The sequence below is a fragment of the Candidatus Pantoea symbiotica genome (assembly GCF_056491525.1).
On the sequence record NZ_JBSZHR010000002.1, the window covers coordinates 948,951 to 968,643 of the forward strand.

14 protein-coding genes and 7 tRNA genes are annotated in these 19,693 nt (G+C 53.0%); 3 read left to right on the forward strand and 18 right to left on the reverse strand.

The window, feature by feature from the left end; all coding sequences use genetic code 11:
- Nucleotides 1-31 precede the first annotated feature (31 nt).
- From ACXIZX_RS04935 to miaB, 6 genes are all read right to left on the reverse strand, one after another.
- A complete protein-coding gene (locus tag ACXIZX_RS04935) occupies nt 32-925 on the reverse strand; it encodes a glutamate/aspartate ABC transporter substrate-binding protein (protein WP_061717387.1) in 894 nt (297 codons plus the stop codon).
- Nucleotides 926-1,362: 437 nt separating this feature from the next.
- Nucleotides 1,363-2,889: an apolipoprotein N-acyltransferase gene (lnt, locus tag ACXIZX_RS04940; RefSeq protein ID WP_479403706.1), complete on the reverse strand. Its 1,527-nt coding sequence runs from the start codon at nt 2,887-2,889 to the stop codon at nt 1,363-1,365.
- A gap of 4 nt (nt 2,890-2,893) precedes the next feature.
- Nucleotides 2,894-3,775, reverse strand: a complete 882-nt coding sequence (gene corC / locus ACXIZX_RS04945) for a CNNM family magnesium/cobalt transport protein CorC (RefSeq protein ID WP_008103653.1) — start codon at nt 3,773-3,775, stop codon at nt 2,894-2,896.
- A gap of 82 nt (nt 3,776-3,857) precedes the next feature.
- Nucleotides 3,858-4,331: an rRNA maturation RNase YbeY gene (gene ybeY, locus ACXIZX_RS04950; protein ID WP_008103651.1), complete on the reverse strand. Its 474-nt coding sequence runs from the start codon at nt 4,329-4,331 to the stop codon at nt 3,858-3,860.
- Nucleotides 4,328-5,401, reverse strand: coding sequence for a PhoH family protein (locus tag ACXIZX_RS04955; protein WP_479403707.1), 1,074 nt, complete (start codon nt 5,399-5,401; stop codon nt 4,328-4,330). Before ACXIZX_RS04955 ends, ybeY begins: the two co-directional genes overlap by 4 nt.
- Nucleotides 5,402-5,608: 207 nt before the next feature.
- Nucleotides 5,609-7,033, reverse strand: coding sequence for a tRNA (N6-isopentenyl adenosine(37)-C2)-methylthiotransferase MiaB (miaB, locus tag ACXIZX_RS04960; protein ID WP_179451594.1), 1,425 nt, complete (start codon nt 7,031-7,033; stop codon nt 5,609-5,611).
- A 169-nt stretch (nt 7,034-7,202) separates the two neighbouring features.
- Between miaB and ubiF the strand changes: the two genes are divergently transcribed.
- Complete coding sequence (ubiF, locus tag ACXIZX_RS04965; RefSeq protein ID WP_179451592.1) at nt 7,203-8,375, forward strand: 3-demethoxyubiquinol 3-hydroxylase; 1,173 nt, start codon at nt 7,203-7,205, stop codon at nt 8,373-8,375.
- A gap of 87 nt (nt 8,376-8,462) precedes the next feature.
- Here ubiF and ACXIZX_RS04970 read toward each other — a convergent pair.
- The 12 genes from ACXIZX_RS04970 to nagB all read right to left on the reverse strand — a co-directional run bounded on the left by ACXIZX_RS04970 (nt 8,463) and on the right by nagB (nt 15,355).
- Nucleotides 8,463-8,537: transfer RNA gene (locus ACXIZX_RS04970), tRNA-Gln, on the reverse strand.
- Between the two features lie 27 nt (nt 8,538-8,564).
- Nucleotides 8,565-8,639, reverse strand: a tRNA-Gln gene (locus ACXIZX_RS04975).
- A gap of 6 nt (nt 8,640-8,645) precedes the next feature.
- Nucleotides 8,646-8,722: transfer RNA gene (locus ACXIZX_RS04980), tRNA-Met, on the reverse strand.
- A gap of 26 nt (nt 8,723-8,748) precedes the next feature.
- Nucleotides 8,749-8,823, reverse strand: a tRNA-Gln gene (locus tag ACXIZX_RS04985).
- Nucleotides 8,824-8,857: 34 nt separating this feature from the next.
- Nucleotides 8,858-8,932: transfer RNA gene (locus tag ACXIZX_RS04990), tRNA-Gln, on the reverse strand.
- A 21-nt stretch (nt 8,933-8,953) separates the two neighbouring features.
- A tRNA-Leu gene (locus tag ACXIZX_RS04995) sits at nt 8,954-9,038 on the reverse strand.
- Between the two features lie 7 nt (nt 9,039-9,045).
- A tRNA-Met gene (locus ACXIZX_RS05000) sits at nt 9,046-9,122 on the reverse strand.
- A 215-nt stretch (nt 9,123-9,337) separates the two neighbouring features.
- Complete coding sequence (gene asnB / locus ACXIZX_RS05005) at nt 9,338-11,005, reverse strand: asparagine synthase B (RefSeq protein WP_479403708.1); 1,668 nt, start codon at nt 11,003-11,005, stop codon at nt 9,338-9,340.
- Between the two features lie 317 nt (nt 11,006-11,322).
- Complete coding sequence (locus ACXIZX_RS05010; RefSeq protein WP_036649098.1) at nt 11,323-12,075, reverse strand: HAD-IIA family hydrolase; 753 nt, start codon at nt 12,073-12,075, stop codon at nt 11,323-11,325.
- Between the two features lie 42 nt (nt 12,076-12,117).
- The gene (gene nagC, locus ACXIZX_RS05015) at nt 12,118-13,338 is read right to left on the reverse strand and encodes a DNA-binding transcriptional regulator NagC (RefSeq protein WP_479403709.1); all 1,221 of its coding nucleotides are present in this window, start codon (nt 13,336-13,338) and stop codon (nt 12,118-12,120) included.
- 7 nt (nt 13,339-13,345) lie between these two features.
- A complete protein-coding gene (nagA, locus tag ACXIZX_RS05020) occupies nt 13,346-14,494 on the reverse strand; it encodes an N-acetylglucosamine-6-phosphate deacetylase (RefSeq protein WP_061717381.1) in 1,149 nt (382 codons plus the stop codon).
- Nucleotides 14,495-14,554: 60 nt separating this feature from the next.
- On the reverse strand, nt 14,555-15,355 hold the full coding sequence (nagB, locus tag ACXIZX_RS05025; protein ID WP_110865725.1) for a glucosamine-6-phosphate deaminase: 801 nt from the start codon (nt 15,353-15,355) through the stop codon (nt 14,555-14,557).
- A gap of 337 nt (nt 15,356-15,692) precedes the next feature.
- Here nagB and nagE point away from each other — a divergent pair, with 337 nt between their 5' ends.
- Together nagE and glnS are read left to right on the forward strand one after the other, a co-directional pair.
- Nucleotides 15,693-17,726 (forward strand): N-acetylglucosamine-specific PTS transporter subunit IIBC, encoded by a 2,034-nt coding sequence (gene nagE / locus ACXIZX_RS05030; RefSeq protein ID WP_179451588.1) that lies wholly within the window; start codon nt 15,693-15,695, stop codon nt 17,724-17,726.
- Between the two features lie 152 nt (nt 17,727-17,878).
- Entirely contained in the window at nt 17,879-19,546 is a 1,668-nt protein-coding gene (gene glnS / locus ACXIZX_RS05035; RefSeq protein ID WP_479403710.1) for a glutamine--tRNA ligase, read from the forward strand.
- Nucleotides 19,547-19,693 lie beyond the last annotated feature (147 nt).

The window sequence follows — 19,693 nt, forward strand, 5'->3', positions numbered from 1 at the left end:
CAGCGGGGCTGCCCTTGTTGTCGTTGTTAATTCAGAGTGCTTTGTCGTTCGGTGCTTTGAACAGGGCCTGCATATCGCTTGAGAGTTCGAAGTTCAGGTTCAGATTCTTCGGTGGAATCGGCTGTTTGAACCAGGTTTCAAACCATTTTGAGGCTTCGCCAGAGGTCTGCGCTTTAGCAATGGTTTCATCCATCAGCTGTTTGAACTGTGGATCCTGATTGCGCAGCATGCAGCCGTAAGCTTCTTTCGACTGCGGTGTACCCACGATATCCCAGTTGTCTGGCTTCTTGGCTTTGGCACGTTCACCTGCCAGCAGCGCGTCATCCATCATGAAGGCCACGGCACGACCGGTTTCCAGCGTACGGAAAGAATCGCCATGGTCTTTCGCGCTGATGATGCGCATATCCATTTTCTGCTCGTCGTTCAGTTTGTGCAGCAGAACTTCAGAAGTGGTACCGGAGGTCACGACAACGGTTTTGCCCTTCAGATCTGGGAAATCTTTGATGTCGCCGCCTTTTTTCACCAGCAGACGCGTACCGATGATAAATACGGTGTCAGAGAATGCCGCTTGCTTCTGGCGTTCCAGGTTGTTGGTGGTTGAGCCGCACTCAAAATCGTAAGTCCCGTTCTGCAACAGTGGAATACGGTTCTGCGAGGTAATCGGCAGCATTTTAATCTGCAAATCAGGCTTATTCAGTTTGGCCTTGATAGCCGCGATGATGGCGTTTGAATAATCCTGTGAATAGCCAACCACTTTTTGCTGGTTGTCATAGTAAGAAAAGGGAACTGATGATTCACGATGCCCAACGACGATCACGCCGCTATCATTGATTTTTTTCAGGGTACCAGTGAGATCTTCCGCCTGGGCCGCTCCCGCTGCTGCTCCCAACAGCAAAAGAGATAATGCCACTTTGCGTATCTGCATGTTCCAACTCCTTCGTATGGATGTCGCGCAGAACATAAACTGCGCAGATTGTGATGTTGTGTGTATTTCGTGCTGCTTTTTTAGTTATCCCATAGCGCAACCGCACGCAGGATAGTGATTAACATAGCGAATTGTTAACGCAATGAAACAAAAAAGTTTCTTTTTTGCGAGCCGCTCCGCACCAATAAAAGGCAAAAATTCACCAATGCGCTAATAGAGTGCGCATCATTGCCATAAACTAGTGCGTAAAGGTTGCACTACGCTGACAAAAGCCAATGTTTGCGAAAATCACTGAAATAAATAGCAATGATCGTGCCAGCACGATGAATAAGTGTAAAAAGCCAGCAGAGAATCGGGGAAAGCACAACGGAAGGAAGAGAAAACAGCGCATAAAACAGGCGAAGTATTCACTTCGCCTGTTTTCGTAGCAGCCTGAACTAATGGCGACGGCGCAGAATGGCTATAACAATGCCAATCAGCGTCAACATCCACACCGGCCAGATGCCTGCTTTGGCATAGGGTGTTTCACCGGTTGTTGGTGTCACTTTGGCTTCCAGCACATCGCGCGTGAACTGCGGCAGTTCTTTCTGCACCTCACCGTTGGCATTTACTACCGCGGTGACACCGTTATTGGTAGAACGCAGTAACGGGCGTCCCAGCTCCAGTGCACGCATGCGCGCCATCTGGAAATGCTGCCACGGCCCGATGGAGTGACCGAACCAGGCATCGTTGGAGACAGTCAGCAGGAAGTTGGTATCGGGACGGAAGTTGGCACGCACTTGCTCACCCAGCACGATCTCATAGCAGATAGCGCTGGTCAGGTTATAACCCGACACTTTGAGCTGCGGCTGGACATAGGCGCCACGGCTGAAAGAGGACATCGGCAAGTCGAAGAACGGCGCCAGCGGGCGCAGTAACTCTTCCAGCGGCACAAACTCACCGAATGGCACCAGATGATTCTTCTGATAGCGGTTCTGGCTCTGATAGCTGTAAGGCTGCTCGCCACCCAGCACAATCACGGAGTTGTAGTCGTGGTAGCGATTATCGCCTTCCACGCGAGAATCCACGATGCCGGTAATCAGTGAACTGCCGCGTGCACGCAGGTCTGCATCCAGCGCCCGCAGGAACGGTTGCTGGTTGCTTTCCAGATCGGTAATTGCTGATTCGGGCCAGATAATGATCGGCGCTTTGCCGATAAACGGCTGGCTGTATGAGGTGTAAACGCGCAGCGTGTTCAGCAGTTGCTGCGGATCCCACTTCATCGACTGCGGAATATTGCCTTGCACCATCGCAACATCAACGCTGCGTTCCGGCAGCGGTTGATACCACTGCAACATGCGCAGCGGCCACGGCAATAACAGCAGTAGCGCGGCGGCAATCAAACTTTTCACCGTACGATGATGCAGCGCGTGCACCAGCAGGCCCGCGATCACCATCAACAGGAAAGTAATGGTTTCCACACCGGCCAGCGGCGCGAGGCCTTTTAGCGGACCATCGATCTGGCTGTAGCCAAACTGCAGCCACGGAAAACCAGTGAGCACCCAACCGCGCAGGAACTCGCTAATCTGCCACAGTGCTGGTGCCGCTAAAGCCAAACGCCAGATTGTGGCGCGCGGCCAGAAACGGTTGAGCACGATGGCAAACAGCATTGGATAAAGCGACAGATAGGCCGCCAGCAGAATCACCAGGAAGATGTTCACCGGGCCGGGCATACCGCCAAAGGTGGCGATGCTGACGTAAACCCAGTTGATGCCGCTGCCAAACAGTCCAAAGCCCCAAACAAAGCCGATCGCTGCTGCCTGCGCAGTGCGGCGTTCCAGCAGCAACAGTTGCAGACCAAACAGCGAAATTAACGCTGCGGGCCAGAAATCGTAGGGGGAAAAGGAAAGGGTGCCAATGGCACCCGTAATTAACGCCAGCAGCAGGCGAACCCGCTGCTGCGAGTAAAGAGAGGCTAAAGCCATAAAATTATTCGTCTTCCAGTTGCGGTTGTGGTGAGTCTTCCGGAATTTTTACATGCACCTGGATGATACGGCGGCTGTCAGCCATGGCGACTTTGAACTGATAGCCATCAATGACAATACTTTCGCCGCGAGCGGGAAGGTGGCCGAATCCCTGCATGACCAATCCGCCAATGGTATCGACTTCGTCATCGCTGAAATCGGTGCCAAAGACCTCATTAAAATCTTCAATTTGCGTTAAGGCGCGCATGGTATAGGTGTAACGATTGAGCTGGCGGATATCACGATCTTCTTCATCGTCATACTCATCTTCAATTTCGCCGACAATCAGCTCAAGAATATCTTCAATGGTCACCAGACCCGAGACGCCACCAAATTCATCAATGACAATCGCCATGTGATAACGCTGCGAGCGGAACTCCTTCAGCATGCGATCGACGCGCTTGCTTTCAGGTACCACTACAGCGGTGCGCAGCACTTTTTCGATGCTGAACGGCTCAGACGCGCTGGCCATAAACGGCAGCAGGTCTTTGGCCATCAAAATGCCTTCAACGTGATCTTTGTCTTCGCTGATCACCGGAAAGCGTGAGTGCGCAGATTCAATAATCACCGCAAGGCACTCTTCCAGAGTTTGATTGCGTTTCAGGGTGATCATTTGCGAGCGTGGGATCATGATGTCGCGCACGCGCTGTTCGGCAATATCCAGCACACCTTCGAGCATGTCGCGGGTGTCCTGATCGATCAGCTCTTTTTGCTCAGAATCGCGGATTAACCCCAGCAGTTCATCACGGTTTTTAGGTTCACCGTGAAACAGTTGGTTGATTAACAGGGAGAAAAATCCCTTTTTACTACTGGGTGCGTCGCTGTTTTGAGAATGGTCGTCGCTCATGGCGTTTTTATTTAGTTCTCTCTAATGAGGGATTGGGGCTGCTGGCATCCGCGCCAGCAGCGCAATAACCTGAACCAGCGGCTCAGGCGTCTTCTTTCTCCGAAATGTACGGATCAGGATAACCAAGAGCAAGCATTATCTCGGTCTCCAGCGCCTCCATCTCTTCGGCTTCTTCATCTTCGATATGGTCGTAACCCAGCAGATGCAGCGTCCCGTGCACCACCATATGCGCCCAGTGAGCTTCGACGGTTTTGCCTTGTTCAGCAGCCTCTTGCTCGACAACCTGGCGGCAAATAATCAAATCGCCGAGCAACGGCAGTTCAATTCCCGGCGGTGCTTCAAACGGGAATGACAGCACGTTGGTCGGCTTATCTTTGCCGCGATAAGTCAGATTAAGCTCATTACTCTCAGCTTCATCCACCAGACGAATCGTGACTTCGCTTTCTGGTTGAAACGGCGTTACCGCCGCTTCCAGCCAGCGTTGAAAATCACTCTCCGCCGGCAGATGGTTTTCATCGGCGCAGGCCAGTTGTAAATCAAGAATCACCGCGCTCATGAACGCTCCTGCGGGCTGGTTTGGCTGGCAAGCTGCGCTGCGATAGCTTCGCGTTTGCGCTCTTCTGCCTGTTGATCACGGCGTTTCTGGTCGGCGGTTTCCCAGGCTTCATAAGCATTCACGATGCGTGCGACAACCGGATGACGGACCACGTCCTCGCTGTGGAAAAAGTTAAAGCTAATTTCATCGACGTCTGCCAGCACTTCAATGGCGTGACGCAAGCCGGATTTGGTGCTGCGCGGCAAGTCAATCTGCGTGATGTCGCCGGTAATGACCGCTTTGGAATTGAAGCCGATACGCGTCAGGAACATCTTCATCTGCTCGATGGTGGTGTTCTGGCTCTCATCGAGAATCACAAAGGCGTCGTTGAGCGTACGTCCGCGCATATAGGCCAGCGGAGCCACTTCAATCACGTTGCGCTCAATCAGCTTCTCTACACGCTCAAAGCCGAGCATTTCGAACAACGCGTCGTATAGCGGGCGCAGATAGGGATCGACCTTCTGGCTGAGATCGCCGGGCAGGAAGCCGAGTTTTTCCCCGGCTTCAACCGCTGGGCGCGTCAGCAGAATACGGCGAATCTCCTGACGCTCCAGCGCATCCACTGCCGCAGCGACCGCCAGATAGGTTTTACCGGTACCAGCCGGGCCGATACCGAAGGTGATGTCGTGCGCGAAGATATTGGCGATATACTGCGCCTGATTAGGCGTACGCGGTTTGATCACGCCACGTTTGGTCTTGATGTTCACCGCTTTGCCGAACTCCGGCACGCTCTCAGCGCTCTGTTCCAGCACGCGGCTCTCTTTGATCGCCAGATGAATCTGGTCCGGTTCGATATCTTTGATCTGACCGCGCATCGGGGCGGTATCAACGTACAGCGTGCGCAGAATATTGACGGCAGCGTCCACACACAGCGAGCGGCCAGTGAGCGTGAACTGGTTATCGCGGCGTTTGATTTCAAGGCCCAAACGGCGCTCCAGCTGTTTCACATTGTCATCCATCGGACCGCACAAGCTCATCAGTCGTTGGTTATCTGCCGGTTCAAGGGCGATTTCACGCGTTTCGATATTCAAATGAATCCTTAAGGTCACTCAGGGCCAGTTGAAAAAGTGTGCCTGATGCTGAAGAGCAATCTCTCAACATCTTTATGGAATTATTTATGGCGCTACGCCGAGGCGCAAGCTTCAGAAACGATATTTGGGCAGCACTTGTGGAAAGCAAGGGCTTTGGGATGAAACAGGCGACAGCGCGTTGTGCGCTGTCGCTCAACGTTCGAGGTTTCAAGGCTGGAACATGCCGACGCCGATGTCGTTCTCTTTGCGGGTACGAGCAATCACCGAAGCCGGGCTTTCGGCCACACGTAGCGCCATTTGATCTTCGGTGCGCACCAGTACGCCGCGCAGGGAGCTGGCATAGACATCAACAATTTCGACATCAACAAACTTACCGATCATTTCTACCGGCGCTTCAAAGTTCACCACGCGGTTATTATCCGTGCGGCCGGTCAGCTCCATCACATTCTTACGTGAAATGCCTTCCACCAGCACGCGCTGTGTGGTGCCCAGCATGCGGCGGCTCCACGCCATCACCTGCTGATTGATGCGGTCCTGCAGAATGAAGAGACGCTGCTTTTTCTCCTCTTCTGTCACATCGTCGGGCAGATCGGCGGCCGGCGTGCCCGGGCGCATGGAGTAGATAAAGCTGAAGCTAACATCGAAATTCACTTCGCCAACCAGTTTCATGGTCTGCTCAAAATCCTGCTGCGTTTCGCCGGGGAATCCAATGATGAAATCCGAGCTCAGCTGGATATCCGGACGCGCGGCTTTCAGCTTGCGGATAATCGCTTTGTACTCGAGTGCGGTGTGCGCGCGCTTCATCAGCGTCAGGATGCGGTCCGAACCGCTCTGTACCGGCAGGTGCAGAAAACTCGCCAGCTCTGGCGTATCGCGGTAAACCTCGATGATGTCATCGGTGAATTCAATCGGATGGCTGGTGGTGAAGCGAATTCGGTCAATGCCATCGATCGCCGCCACTAAGCGCAGCAATTCAGCAAATGTGCAGATGTCGCCATCAAAAGTGGCACCGCGATAGGCGTTGACGTTCTGGCCCAGCAGGTTAACTTCACGCACGCCCTGAGCGGCAAGCTGAGCGATTTCCAGCAGAATATCGTCGCTCGGACGGCTGACTTCCTCGCCGCGGGTGTAAGGCACCACGCAGAAAGTACAATATTTGTTGCAGCCTTCCATGATCGACACAAAGGCGGTTGGGCCATCGGCGCGCGGTTCTGGCAGGCGGTCAAACTTCTCAATTTCCGGGAAGCTGATGTCAACAACCGGGCTTTTGCTGCCGCGCACGGTGTTAATCATCTCCGGCAGACGATGCAACGTTTGCGGGCCAAAGACAATATCGACGTAACTGGCGCGCTGACGCAGGCGTTCGCCTTCCTGTGAGGCGACACAGCCACCCACGCCGATGATCAGATCGGGATTGGTTGCTTTCAGCTTTTTCCAACGGCCTAACAGAGCAAAAACCTTCTCCTGCGCCTTTTCACGAATAGAGCAGGTGTTGAGCAGCAGAACGTCCGCATCTTCAGCTTCCTCGGTTAAGGTGTAGCCGTGCGTACTGTTCAGCAGATCGGCCATCTTTGATGAATCGTATTCATTCATCTGACAGCCCCAGGTTTTGATGTGCAGTTTTTTGGTCATCGAACTAGCCATTGATTCAAGCGAAGTGCAGGGCGCGTATTGTAATGCTTCGACGCTGTTGTTACCAGGCTTCACGCATCTGCATCGCATCGCGCGGCTAATTTCCGGTACACTTTAGCTATCAACGTGATGCTGGAAGGCCTCACGGCAAAAAGAAGGATTAGAGTCGATGCAGGATTCACATTTTGATGTGGTGATCGTGGGTGGTGGCATGGTCGGTGCGGCGCTGGCATGTGGTCTGGCGCAGCAGCAGTTCCGCGTAGCGGTGATTGAACGGGCGGAACCCGCAATCTTTGATGCCAGCAGCGAGCCGGATGTGCGCATCTCCGCCATTGGTGCCTCTTCGGTAGCGTTGCTGCAGCAACTGAATGTTTGGCAGCGCGTGCAGGCGATGCGCTGTGCACCCTATCGTCAGCTGGAAACCTGGGAGTGGCAAAACGCGCATGTGAAGTTTGATGCGGCGTCGCTTGGGCTGCCTGAGCTGGGCTTTATGGTGGAAAACAGCGTGCTGCAACGTGCGCTGTGGGAAAAAATGCAGGAAGAGGGCATCACGCTGATCTGCCCGGCGAGTTTACAGGGTTTGCAGCCGCACCGCGCTGGCTGGCATGTGCAACTGGATAACGGTCAAACGCTGGATGCGCGTTTAGTGGTCGGCGCAGATGGTGCTAACTCGCGTGTGCGGCAGTTAGCGGGCATTGGCGTACGGGGTTGGAACTATGCGCAATCCTGCATGCTGATCAGCGTGGAGTGCGAGCAGGATGCTGGCGATTCCACCTGGCAGCAGTTTACGCCACAAGGGCCGCGCGCTTTCCTGCCGCTGTTTGATCGTCGTGCTTCGCTGGTGTGGTACGACGCGCCCGCGCGCATCCGTCAGCTGCAAAGTTTGCCACTCCAGCAACTGGAGAAAGAGATTTATGCCCACTTCCCAGCACGTGTTGGGCGTATTCGGGTGAAAACCGCCGCCTCTTTCCCGCTGGTGCGACGCCATGCCACGCGGTATGTGATGCCGGGATTGGCGCTGGTGGGCGATGCGGCGCACACCATCAATCCGCTGGCCGGGCAGGGCGTTAATCTGGGCTATCGGGATGTGGATGCGTTGATCACGACGCTGGTCGAAGCGCGCAACCAGGCTGAACTCTGGTCATCGGACGCTGTGCTGCAGCGCTATCATCGCCAGCGTTATAAGGACAACTTACTGATGCAAGGTGGGATGGATCTGTTCTACTTCGCGTTTAGCAATAAGCTGCCGCCGCTGCGCTTTGCACGTAACCTGGCGCTGATTGCGGCAGAGAATGCCGGAGCGTTGAAACGCAAAGTGCTGCGTTACGCATTAGGTTTGTGATCGTAGGGAGCGTATTTATGCGCTCCTGATTAATCCCCGAACGCAGAAAACAATAAAGCCCGCATAAGCGGGCTTTATTGTGCAATTTGGCTGGGGTGCAGGGATTCGAACCCCGGAATGCTGGTATCAGAAACCAGTGCCTTACCGCTTGGCGACACCCCAATAGGTGTTTTATCAAATTGTCTTTTTTGGCTGGGGTGCAGGGATTCGAACCCCGGAATGCTGGTATCAGAAACCAGAGCCTTACCGCTTGGCGACACCCCAATAATTTGGTGGCTACGACGGGATTTGAACCTGTGACCCCATCATTATGAGTGATGTGCTCTAACCAGCTGAGCTACGTAGCCTTTGTACTGCTTACTGCGTCCGACGATGGCTGGGATACCTGGATTCGAACCAGGGAATGCCGGTATCAAAAACCGGTGCCTTACCGCTTGGCGATATCCCATTCGTCGACTTTGTATCCACAACATATTCCGGATTGGCTGGGGTACCAGGATTCGAACCTGGGAATGCTGGTATCAAAAACCAGTGCCTTACCGCTTGGCGATACCCCATCCGGCTGCCGAAGACTGAAATGGTGCGGGAGGCGAGACTTGAACTCGCACACCTTGCGGCGCTAGAACCTAAATCTAGTGCGTCTACCAATTTCGCCACTCCCGCAAAAAAATGGTGGCTACGACGGGATTTGAACCTGTGACCCCATCATTATGAGTGATGTGCTCTAACCAGCTGAGCTACGTAGCCATCTTTTTCGCGTAACCTTCATCGGCGTTGCGGGGCGCATTATGCGTATTGAGTCTTGTAGCGTCAACAATTTTTTTGCCGTTTTTCGCCTTAAAACGCCTGTTTGTCTGGCTTGTAACCAGGCTGGTGATTTATTCGGCAAATTTCAAAGGTTGCACGACAGATTGCATAAAAAAGGGGCTCGATTGAGCCCCTTATCTTGTTGAGTAAAAACCTTATTTATACGCGGACTGATGCACGCCAACGGCACGACCTGATGGGTCATCCATTGATTTGAAGGCTTCATCCCACTCAATCGCTTTAGCCGAAGAACAGGCCACCGATGGACCGCCCGGCACGCACTCTGCGGCGCTGGCAATCGGGAACAACTCTTCAAAGATCTCGCGATACAGATACGCTTCTTTCGAGTTCGGCGTGTTGTACGGGAAGCGGAAGTGCGCAGTCGACAGCTGTTGGTCGGTAATTTGCTTCGCCGCCACTTCTTTCAACGTATCGATCCAGCTGTAGCCAACACCGTCAGAGAACTGCTCTTTCTGACGCCACGCCACGCTCTCGGGCAGATAAGAAGAGAAGCATTCGCGCAGGATGTGTTTTTCCATCTTGCCGTTGCTGCCGCACAGTTTGTCTGCCGGGTTGATGCGCATCGCCACGTCGAGAAATTTCTTGTCGAGGAAGGGTACACGCGCTTCCACGCCCCATGCGGACATCGCTTTGTTGGCGCGAGCACAGTCAAACATGTGCAGAGCCAGCAGTTTACGCACGTTCTCTTCGTGGAATTCTTTGGCGTTTGGCGCCTTATGGAAATAGAGGTAGCCGCCAAAGACTTCATCTGCACCTTCACCGGACAACACCATTTTGATGCCCATCGCTTTGATCTTACGCGACATTAAATACATCGGCGTTGAGGCGCGAATGGTGGTCACATCATAGGTTTCGATGTGGTAAATCACATCACGAATCGCATCCAGACCTTCCTGCACGGTGAAATGGATTTCGTGGTGCACGGTGCCAAGGTGTTCTGCGACCGATTTCGCCGCTTTCAGATCGGGTGAACCTTCCAGGCCAACCGCGAAGGAGTGCAGCTGCGGCCACCATGCATCGCTTTTATCCGCATCTTCGACGCGTTTTGCAGCAAAGCGTTTGGTCACGGCAGAGATGATGGATGAATCCAGTCCACCAGAAAGCAGCACGCCGTAAGGCACGTCAGACATCAGGTGGCTTTTTACGGACTCTTCCAGCGCATGCTTCAGCTCGGCGGCATCCGTGGTGTTGTGCTCAACGGCGGAATATTCCATCCAGTCACGCTGCCAGTAACGACAGATTTCACCATCGGCGCTCGACATGTAGCTTCCCGGCGGGAACTCTTTGATGCTGCGGCACACCGGCACCAGCGCTTTCATCTCGGAAGCGACATACAGGTTGCCGTGCTCGTCGTTGCCCATATACAGCGGGATAATGCCGATATGGTCGCGGCCAATCAGATATTGTTGCTTCACGCTGTCCCAAAGGATGAAGGCGAACATGCCTTGCAGTTCGTCGAGGAAATCGACGCCTTTTTCCTGATACAGCGCGAGGATAACTTCACAGTCAGAACCGGTCTGGAAAGCGTAACGATCGCTTAATTCAGCACGCAGCGCCTGATGGTTGTAAATTTCGCCGTTAACAGCCAGTACGTGGGTGTGGTCAGCGTTATACAGTGGCTGTGCGCCGTTGTTAACGTCAACAATCGACAAACGCTCATGCACCAGAATGGCTTTATCATCTGCATAAACACCTGACCAATCCGGGCCGCGATGACGCATCAGACGAGAGGATTCCAGCGCTTTCTTGCGCAGCTCAATAGGATCGCTTTTCAGATCCAGCACACCAAAAATTGAACACATAACTGACTCCTGATCTCACCTTGTGGTGAAGTTATTTCTACGTTTGTCCGGCAGCCTTGACTGCGTGATGCATAAGAAAATGCGCTAAATGGTGGTGTTAGCGCAAGCAAAATTGCGATTCTTTGATAAAAAGAATGTTGATGAGCGAGTAATATTGAATATTATTCAATTAATACGTGGTTATTTTAGATGGTATCTAATGAAATGGCATTTTTGTTCGTTTTGTGGTCATGCCGTGAGCAACAAAGTCAGGCTTAACCCCAGAAAAAACAAAAGCCCTGCAAGAGCAGGGCTATAAGAAGAGGTGATGGCTGGAATCAGAACAGGTCGATATCGGCAACCGAAGGATAAATCCAATCCGGGCGGAAAGGCATCGCATCGATATCACTCAGCGTTGATACGCCAGACAGCACCAAAATGGTTTCCAGACCCGCCTGGAAGCCGGCCAGAATGTCTGTACGCAGGTTATCGCCAACGATGACAGTCTCTTCCGAATGCGCATGCATCTTGTTTAACGCCGCGCGCATGATGTACGGACTCGGCTTGCCGACATAAAACGGTTTACGGCCGGAAATGGTTTCGATGCCCGCGCAGAGCGCTCCGCATGCCGGAACAAAGCCGCGCGCGTGGGTATCGGGATTGGTAGCGATAAAACGTGCGCCATTGGCCACGAAGAAAGCAGCTTTATGCATCATCTCCCAGTTGAAGGAGCGCGTTTCACCAACGATGACGAAATCTGGATTGACATCAGTAATGGTGAAGCCGGCTTTATACAGCTCATGAATCAGCGCACCTTCGCCAATCACGTAGGCTTTTTTCCCTTCCTGGCGGCGCAGGAAATCGGCGGTGGCCATCGCCGAGGTGTAAAACACCGAATCGGGTACGTCAATACCGGCGTTGGCAAAACGGTTCGCCAGATCCAGCGCGGTTTGTGAAGGATAGTTGGTTAACACTACCAACGGCATATCCTTCGCCAGAATGCGCTGCAGAAATTCGTTCGCGCCGGGAACGGCGGTATTGTCGTGCATCAACACGCCGTCGATGTCACAGATTACGCTTTTAATCGTCATAAATTGCATCCGGTCGGGCCCGCTAAACAAGCAGGCTGGTGATTACTCTTCCAGCAGATGTTGCAGCAAAATGCCATTCAGCATAGCGCGTTTTGCCAGCGCAAAGGCACCAATCGCCGAGCGATGATCGAGCTCGGAACGCACCACCGGCAAGTTTTTACGGAAGGCAGGCAGTGTCTGCGTATTGATACACCCTTCAATGGCAGGAAACAGCACTTTATCGGCTTCAGTGATTTCACCGGCCAACACCACTTTTTGTGGATTGAACAAGTTGATGGCGATAGCAATCGCCTTTCCTAAATAGCGGCCGACATACTCAATCACTTCACACGCCAGCGCGTCGCCGTGGTTAGCGGCGCGGCAAATCTGTGGCATCAGGCAGTCATTCAAGGTTAATGAACTGGGATAGCCTTGATTGAGCAGGTGACGCACGCGGTTTTCAATCGCACCGTTCGCTGCAATGGTTTCCAGGCAGCCAAAGTTGCCGCAGTGGCAGCGTTCACCCAATGGATCGACCTGAATATGGCCAATCTCGCCCACGTTGCCGTTACTGCCGAGGAAAATATGGCCGTTGGCGATGATTCCGGCACCGGTTCCGCGATGCAAACGCACCAGAATGGAGTCTGCGCAATCGCGACTTGCACCGAAGTAGTGCTCGGCCAGCGCCAGGCTGCGAATGTCATGGCCCACAAAGCTGGTGACGTTAAAGCGTTTTTTCAGGCTGGAAACCAACGGCCAGTGACTTACCGCGATGTGCGGCATATAGCGAATGATACCGTTAATGGGATCGACCAAACCGGGCAGAATCACTGAGATGGCAATCAGCTCATGAATCTTCCGCTGATGCGCCGCCATAAAGCCGCTGATGGCATTGAACAGCGCGTTCTCTAGCGTTTCCTGCGTGCGCTCCGGCAGCGGATAATCTTCCTGCGCCAGCGATTTCCCGCTCAGATCAAACAGCGTCAACGTGGCGTCATTACGCCCTAAGCGCACGCCGATGGTATGAAAATGACGGGTTTCAGTAATGATGGAGATGGCGCGGCGCCCACCGGTGGAGGCCTGTTGCTCCACCTCTTTGATGAGGCCGCGCTCGATGAGCTGGCGGGTAATTTTGGTGACACTAGCGGGCGCAAGCTGGCTGTGTTCGGCAATCTGAATGCGCGAAATCGGCCCTTGTTGATCGATTAGCCGATAGACGGCTGCACTATTAAGTTGTTTAACAAGATCAACATTTCCTATTTGAGACTGGCCGCCAGTGGTCATTCAATGCTTACTCGCTGAGGACGTTGTCTCCGTTGACGAACGTCTTAGTGATTTGATAATCGCGGGTAAAGACAGTCAGGTTGGCGACTTTTCCTGCTTCGACCGTGCCTAACTGCTTCTCCACACCCATCGCCTGCGCCGGATAGAGCGTCGCCATACGCAGCGCTTCATCAAGAGCGATACCGCAATGTTCAACGCTGTTCTGCACCGCTTCAATCATGGTCAAGGCAGAACCGCTCAGCGTACCGTTCTCGTCAACGCACAGGCCATCGCGATAGTATATTGTTTTGCCTGCAAAAATGAATTGATCAATCGACGCGCCCGCCGGTGCTGTGGCATCCGTCACTAACACCAGTTTGTCGCCTTTAATGCGTTTTGCATTGCGCACATTAGCGTAATGGACATGTAAACCATCCGCAATGATGCCGCAGTATACATCAGGCGAATCAAACAGCGCACCGATCAGACCTGGCTCACGTCCGGCGAAGGTTGGCATAGCATTATAAAGATGCGTCGCAAAACTGACGCCCGCGCTGAAGCCGATTTTTGCTTCTTCATAGGTCGCGTTGGAGTGACCGGCTGAAACGATGATGCCGGCATCACGTAACTTACGAATCACTTCGCTGCCCGCATTTTCAGGTGCCAGCGTGACTTTAGTGATGACGTCAGCATTGGCGCAGAGGAAATCCACCAGCTTGGCATCCGGCAGGCGAATCAGCTCAGGATTGTGTGTGCCTTTCTTGGCTTTATTCAGCCACGGACCCTCCAGATGCAGGCCGATTGCCTGATTCTGATGCTTCGCCAGATAGGCACGCATGGTTTCGACGGCGCGTTTCATCAGCGCATCGGTGCTGGTAATGAGCGTTGGCAAATAGCTGGTGCAGCCTGATTTCTCGTTGGCACGCTGCATGATCTCCAGCGTCTCAACGCTTAACGCATTGATGTCATCATTGAACTGCACGCCGCCGCAGCCGTTGAGCTGCAAATCAATAAAACCAGGAGCGATAAACGCACCAGCCACATCCTGCTGTGCAATTGCCGCGTCCAGGGCATCACGCGGACACACGCGCTCAATCAGGCCATCTGCAATCACAACTGCATGATTGTCCAGAATTTCATGACCGGTAAAAATCCGGCCGTTCACTAATGCGTACATCGTTTCTCTCTCCCGGCTAAGCCTGCTGCCTGAAAGCAGCAGGTTTTTTACAACGTGTTTTCACACACCTTTCATATTTTCCGCTTCCATTTCGCGGAAATATTTCACGGTTTTCACTTTCAGTTCCATGGTGGCGGGTTCGTCACAGACCACGACAGATTTGGCATGCAGCTGCAGACAGCTGATGGTCCACATGTGGTTAACGTTACCTTCAACCGCAGCCTGCAGCGCTTGCGCTTTCAGATGGCCGGTAACCAGAATCATCACTTCTTCTGCATCCAGCAGCGTACCGACACCAACCGTCAGGGCGTATTTCGGCACCTGATCCACATCACCGTTAAAGAAACGTGAGTTTGCAATGCGCGTATCGTGCGTCAGGGTTTTGATGCGGGTACGTGAGGAGAGGGAGGAAGCCGGTTCGTTAAAGGCAATGTGACCATCGTTGCCCACGCCGCCCATAAACAGGTTAATTTTGCCGTAAGCGCGGATCTTCTCTTCGTATTGGCGACATTCTGCGTCAATATCTTCGGCATTGCCATTCAGAAGATTGATATTTTGCTGTTGAATATCAACATGATCGAAAAAGTTACGGTACATGAAGCTGTGGTAACTTTCCGGATGCTCTTTTGGCAGGCCAACGTACTCATCCATGTTGAAGGTGACAACGTGCTTGAAACTAACCTGGCCCGCTTTGTGCATGTCGATCAGGTGCTTGTAAGCTTCCAGTGGCGTTCCACCGGTTGGCAGACCCAGCACGAAGGGACGTTCTGCGCTAGGCTTAAACGCATTAATGCGGTTAACAATGTGGCGTGCAGCCCATTTACCCACTTGGGTCGGTGTGGCCAAAGGGATCAGTCTCATGTCTTCACCTCAATTAAGATTGGAAATGTGGAGTTGCCGTTTCTCTGAAAGTTTTCTGCCTTTAAGCGTAATGCGTTTAAGCGTAGCCATCCGGGAAAAGTGCGACTCGATATTTTTCATCATAAAATAAGTTTGTGGTGCTGGCTAGCATTTCGCATTATCAAACCACCATTTTGGTGATTAAAGTCACAGTTGCAGTGGTTTTAATTTGCGAGGCGAATTAATTTGTCTTTACACTGCGCCACGTGGTGAAAAGTGTCATCAAGGTACCGGGCGACGGGATAATAAAATCAACCTGCGCCACGGCAAAACGCCAGTCTCATAGGGGGAGAATAAGGTGAGTGTATTAGGATATCTGCAAAAGGTCGGCCGCGCGCTTATGGTGCCGGTAGCGACTCTGCCGGCAGCGGCAATCTTGATGGGCGTTGGATATTGGATCGATCCAGATAGCTGGGGCGCAGGCAATGCGCTGGCGGCACTGTTGATCAAATCCGGTTCGGCGATCATCGACAACATGTCCGTGCTGTTTGCCATTGGTGTGGCGTACGGTATGTCAAAAGATAAAGACGGTGCAGCAGCGTTAACCGGCTTCGTCGGTTTCCTGGTGGTGACCACACTCTGTTCACCGGCTGCGGTCGCGATGATTCAGAAAATACCGGTGGAGCAGGTACCTGCCGCCTTCGGTAAAATCAATAACCAGTTTGTTGGTATCCTGGTGGGTATTCTCTCTGCTGAGGTTTATAACCGCTTCAGCCATGTTGAGTTGCCAAAAGCGCTGTCGTTCTTCAGCGGCCGTCGTCTGGTGCCGATCCTTGTCTCCTTCCTGATGATTGTCGTCGCCTTCGTACTGATGTATGTCTGGCCGATCATTTTCGGTGGACTGGTGAGCTTTGGTGAACACATCCAGAAAATGGGCTCAATCGGTGCGGGCGTCTACGCCTTCTTTAACCGCCTGCTGATTCCTGTTGGTCTGCATCACGCGTTGAACTCGGTATTCTGGTTCGACGTTGCCGGTATCAACGATATTCCTAAATTCCTCGGCGGCGCGCAGTCTATCGCTGAAGGTACAGGTATCCCGGGCATCACCGGTCGTTATCAGGCGGGCTTCTTCCCAATCATGATGTTCGGTCTTCCAGGCGCAGCGCTGGCAATTTACCACTGCGCACGCCCGGAAAACCGCGCCAAAGTCGGCGGTATCATGCTGGCAGCGGCCTTTGCCGCCTTCTTTACAGGTATCACCGAACCGCTGGAGTTCTCCTTCATGTTCGTGGCGCCGGTGCTGTATGTGATTCACGCGGCACTGACCGGTCTTTCTGTGTTCATCGCCGCGAGTATGCAGTGGATTGCCGGTTTCGGCTTCAGTGCGGGTCTGGTGGATATGGTGCTGTCAACGCGTAACCCGCTGGCAGTGCACTGGTGGATGCTGATCCCACAAGGCCTGGTGTTCTTCGTTATCTACTACGCGGTGTTCCGCTTCACCATCCAGAAATTCAACCTGATGACGCCGGGCCGCGAACTCTCTGCGGGCGATGAAACCGATGGTTATGACGTAAATGTCGATAACAGCGGCAGCGGTGAAAGCCAAACAGAATCTCTGGCACGTCGTTACATTGCGGCGGTGGGTGGCTCAGAAAACCTGACCCACATCGATGCTTGTATCACTCGTCTGCGTCTGAACGTTAAAGACTCTGCGCAGGTTAATGAGGGTGTGGCTAAGCGTCTCGGTGCTTCCGGTGTGATTCGTCTGAACAAACAAAGCGTGCAGGTTATCGTCGGTACTCAGGCAGAAAGCATTGCGATGGCAATGAAAACTGTCCTGAGCAAAGGTCCGGTTGCGGCATCCGCTGCCGCGTCAACGGCTGCGCCTGCTGCTGAAGTAAAACCTCAGGCCGTGCTGAACAGTGAAAAAGCCGTCATTGCCACGCTGCTGGCGCCGGTCACCGGTGACATTGTTGCGCTGGAAAATGTGCCTGACGAAGCGTTCGCCAGCAAGGCAGTCGGTGATGGTCTGGCGATCAAACCAACCGATAAAACCGTGGTTGCGCCAACCGCCGGAACCGTGGTGAAGATCTTCAATACCAACCATGCGTTCTGCCTTGAAGCGGAAAACGGTGTCGAGATCGTAGTGCACATGGGTCTGGATACGGTGGCGCTGGAAGGTAAAGGCTTCACGCGTTTGGTTGAAGAGGGCGCAACGGTCACTGCAGGCCAGCCAATCCTGGAAATGGATTTGGACTTCCTCAATGCCAACGCCCGCTCGATGATCAGTCCGGTTGTGGTCAGCAACAGCGATGATTTCGCTGGTCTGAATTTACTGGCAACCGGTTCAGTGGTTGCAGGCCAAACCCCGCTGTACGAGGTTAAAGGCTAAGTCCTTGTGATTGAGCCAGAAGGCAGGAAGCGATTCCTGCCTTTTTTGTTTTAAAACGACCAACAAACGGTTGTTTCCCTCCTGCGCTTTGTGGATCATACTCCGTTACTTCGTGGTACAAATCACCCGTTATAGTTTTTGAGGATTTTGAGATGAGTGAGGCTGAAGCCCGCCCAACGAACTTTATTCGTCAGATCATCGACGAAGATTTGGCGAGCGGTAAGCACAGCAGTGTGCATACCCGTTTCCCGCCTGAGCCCAATGGTTATCTGCATATTGGCCATGCGAAATCTATCTGCCTGAACTTTGGTATCGCGCAAGACTACCAAGGTCAGTGCAATCTGCGTTTCGACGACACTAACCCAGTAAAAGAAGATCTGGAGTTTGTCGAATCCATTAAGCGTGATGTGCAATGGCTGGGCTTTGAGTGGAGCGGCAACATTCGTTACTCCTCAGACTACTTCGACCAACTGTTCAACTATGCGGTTGAGCTGATTAACAAAGGCCTGGCCTATGTTGATGAACTGTCAGCAGATGAGATCCGTGAATATCGCGGTTCCCTGACGGCGCCGGGCAAAAACAGTCCGTATCGCGATCGCAGCGTGGAAGAGAACTTAGCGCTGTTCCAGAAGATGCGCAATGGCGGTTTCGAAGAGGGCAAAGCCTGTCTGCGAGCCAAAATCGACATGGCGTCCAGTTTCATCGTGATGCGCGATCCAGTGCTGTATCGCATTAAGTTTGCCGATCACCATCAGACTGGCAGCAAGTGGTGCATCTATCCGATGTATGACTTCACCCATTGCATTTCGGATGCGATTGAAGGCATTACGCACTCTCTCTGTACGCTGGAGTTCCAGGACAACCGTCGTCTGTACGATTGGGTGCTGGATAACATCACTATTCCGGTGCATCCGCGTCAGTACGAATTCTCACGCCTGAATCTGGAATACGCGGTGATGTCGAAGCGTAAACTGACTCAGCTGGTGAGCGAGAAGGTTGTCGAAGGCTGGGACGATCCGCGCATGCTGACCGTCTCTGGTCTGCGTCGTCGTGGTTACAGCGCCGCTTCAATCCGTGAGTTCTGCCGCCGTATTGGTGTGACCAAACAGGACAATATCGTGGAGATGGCTTCACTGGAATCGTGCATTCGTGACGATCTCAATGAAAACGCACCGCGTGCGATGGCCGTAATGGATCCGCTGAAAGTGGTGATCGAGAACCTGCCTGCAGGTCACGAAGAGATCATCAGCATGCCGAATCATCCGAACAAACCGGAGATGGGCACGCGTGAAGTACCATTCAGCCGTGAAGTGTGGATCGATCGCGCGGACTTCCGTGAAGAAGCCAACAAGCAGTACAAACGTCTGGTGCTGGGTAAAGAAGTGCGTCTGCGTAATGCTTACGTGATCCGTGCCGAACGTGTGGCGAAGGATGATGAAGGCAATATCACCTGCATCTACTGTACCTGCGACGTTGATACGCTGAGCAAAGATCCAGCCGATGGCCGTAAAGTGAAAGGCGTCATCCATTGGGTTTCTGCAATTCACGCGCTGCCAGCGGAATTCCGCCTGTACGATCGTTTGTTCAGTGTGCCAAATCCGGGCGCGGCTGAGGATTTCCTCACCACCATCAACCCGAGTTCACTGGAAATCAAACAGGGCTTCGTTGAGCCAGGTTTGCGTGCAGCGGATCCAATGGCGCCATACCAGTTTGAGCGCGAAGGCTATTTCTGTGCTGATAGCGTCTATTCACAGCCATCCAAACTGGTGTTTAACCGCACCGTTGGTTTGCGTGATACCTGGGCAAAAATCGGCGATTAATACATTTTGTCGCTAGCACGATAAGATCATGAAAGGGCGAGCAATCGCCCTTTTTTATTGTCTCGATTTAACCAGATACGACCTTTTATGCTGCCCGCTGCAATTAGCCTTTAATTCCTTATTTGCGACTATTCTGACTTTAGCAAA

Coding starts and splice junctions, on each gene's coding strand:
- glnS (WP_479403710.1), top strand. CDS start 17,879: ATGAGTGAGGCTGAAGCCCGCCCAACGAACTTTATTCGTCAGATCATC.
- nagA (WP_061717381.1), bottom strand. CDS start 14,494: ATGTACGCATTAGTGAACGGCCGGATTTTTACCGGTCATGAAATTCTG.
- ACXIZX_RS05010 (WP_036649098.1), bottom strand. CDS start 12,075: ATGACGATTAAAAGCGTAATCTGTGACATCGACGGCGTGTTGATGCAC.
- nagB (WP_110865725.1), bottom strand. CDS start 15,355: ATGAGACTGATCCCTTTGGCCACACCGACCCAAGTGGGTAAATGGGCT.
- ybeY (WP_008103651.1), bottom strand. CDS start 4,331: ATGAGCGCGGTGATTCTTGATTTACAACTGGCCTGCGCCGATGAAAAC.
- corC (WP_008103653.1), bottom strand. CDS start 3,775: ATGAGCGACGACCATTCTCAAAACAGCGACGCACCCAGTAGTAAAAAG.
- miaB (WP_179451594.1), bottom strand. CDS start 7,033: ATGACCAAAAAACTGCACATCAAAACCTGGGGCTGTCAGATGAATGAA.
- ubiF (WP_179451592.1), top strand. CDS start 7,203: ATGCAGGATTCACATTTTGATGTGGTGATCGTGGGTGGTGGCATGGTC.
- asnB (WP_479403708.1), bottom strand. CDS start 11,005: ATGTGTTCAATTTTTGGTGTGCTGGATCTGAAAAGCGATCCTATTGAG.
- lnt (WP_479403706.1), bottom strand. CDS start 2,889: ATGGCTTTAGCCTCTCTTTACTCGCAGCAGCGGGTTCGCCTGCTGCTG.
- nagC (WP_479403709.1), bottom strand. CDS start 13,338: ATGACCACTGGCGGCCAGTCTCAAATAGGAAATGTTGATCTTGTTAAA.
- ACXIZX_RS04935 (WP_061717387.1), bottom strand. CDS start 925: ATGCAGATACGCAAAGTGGCATTATCTCTTTTGCTGTTGGGAGCAGCA.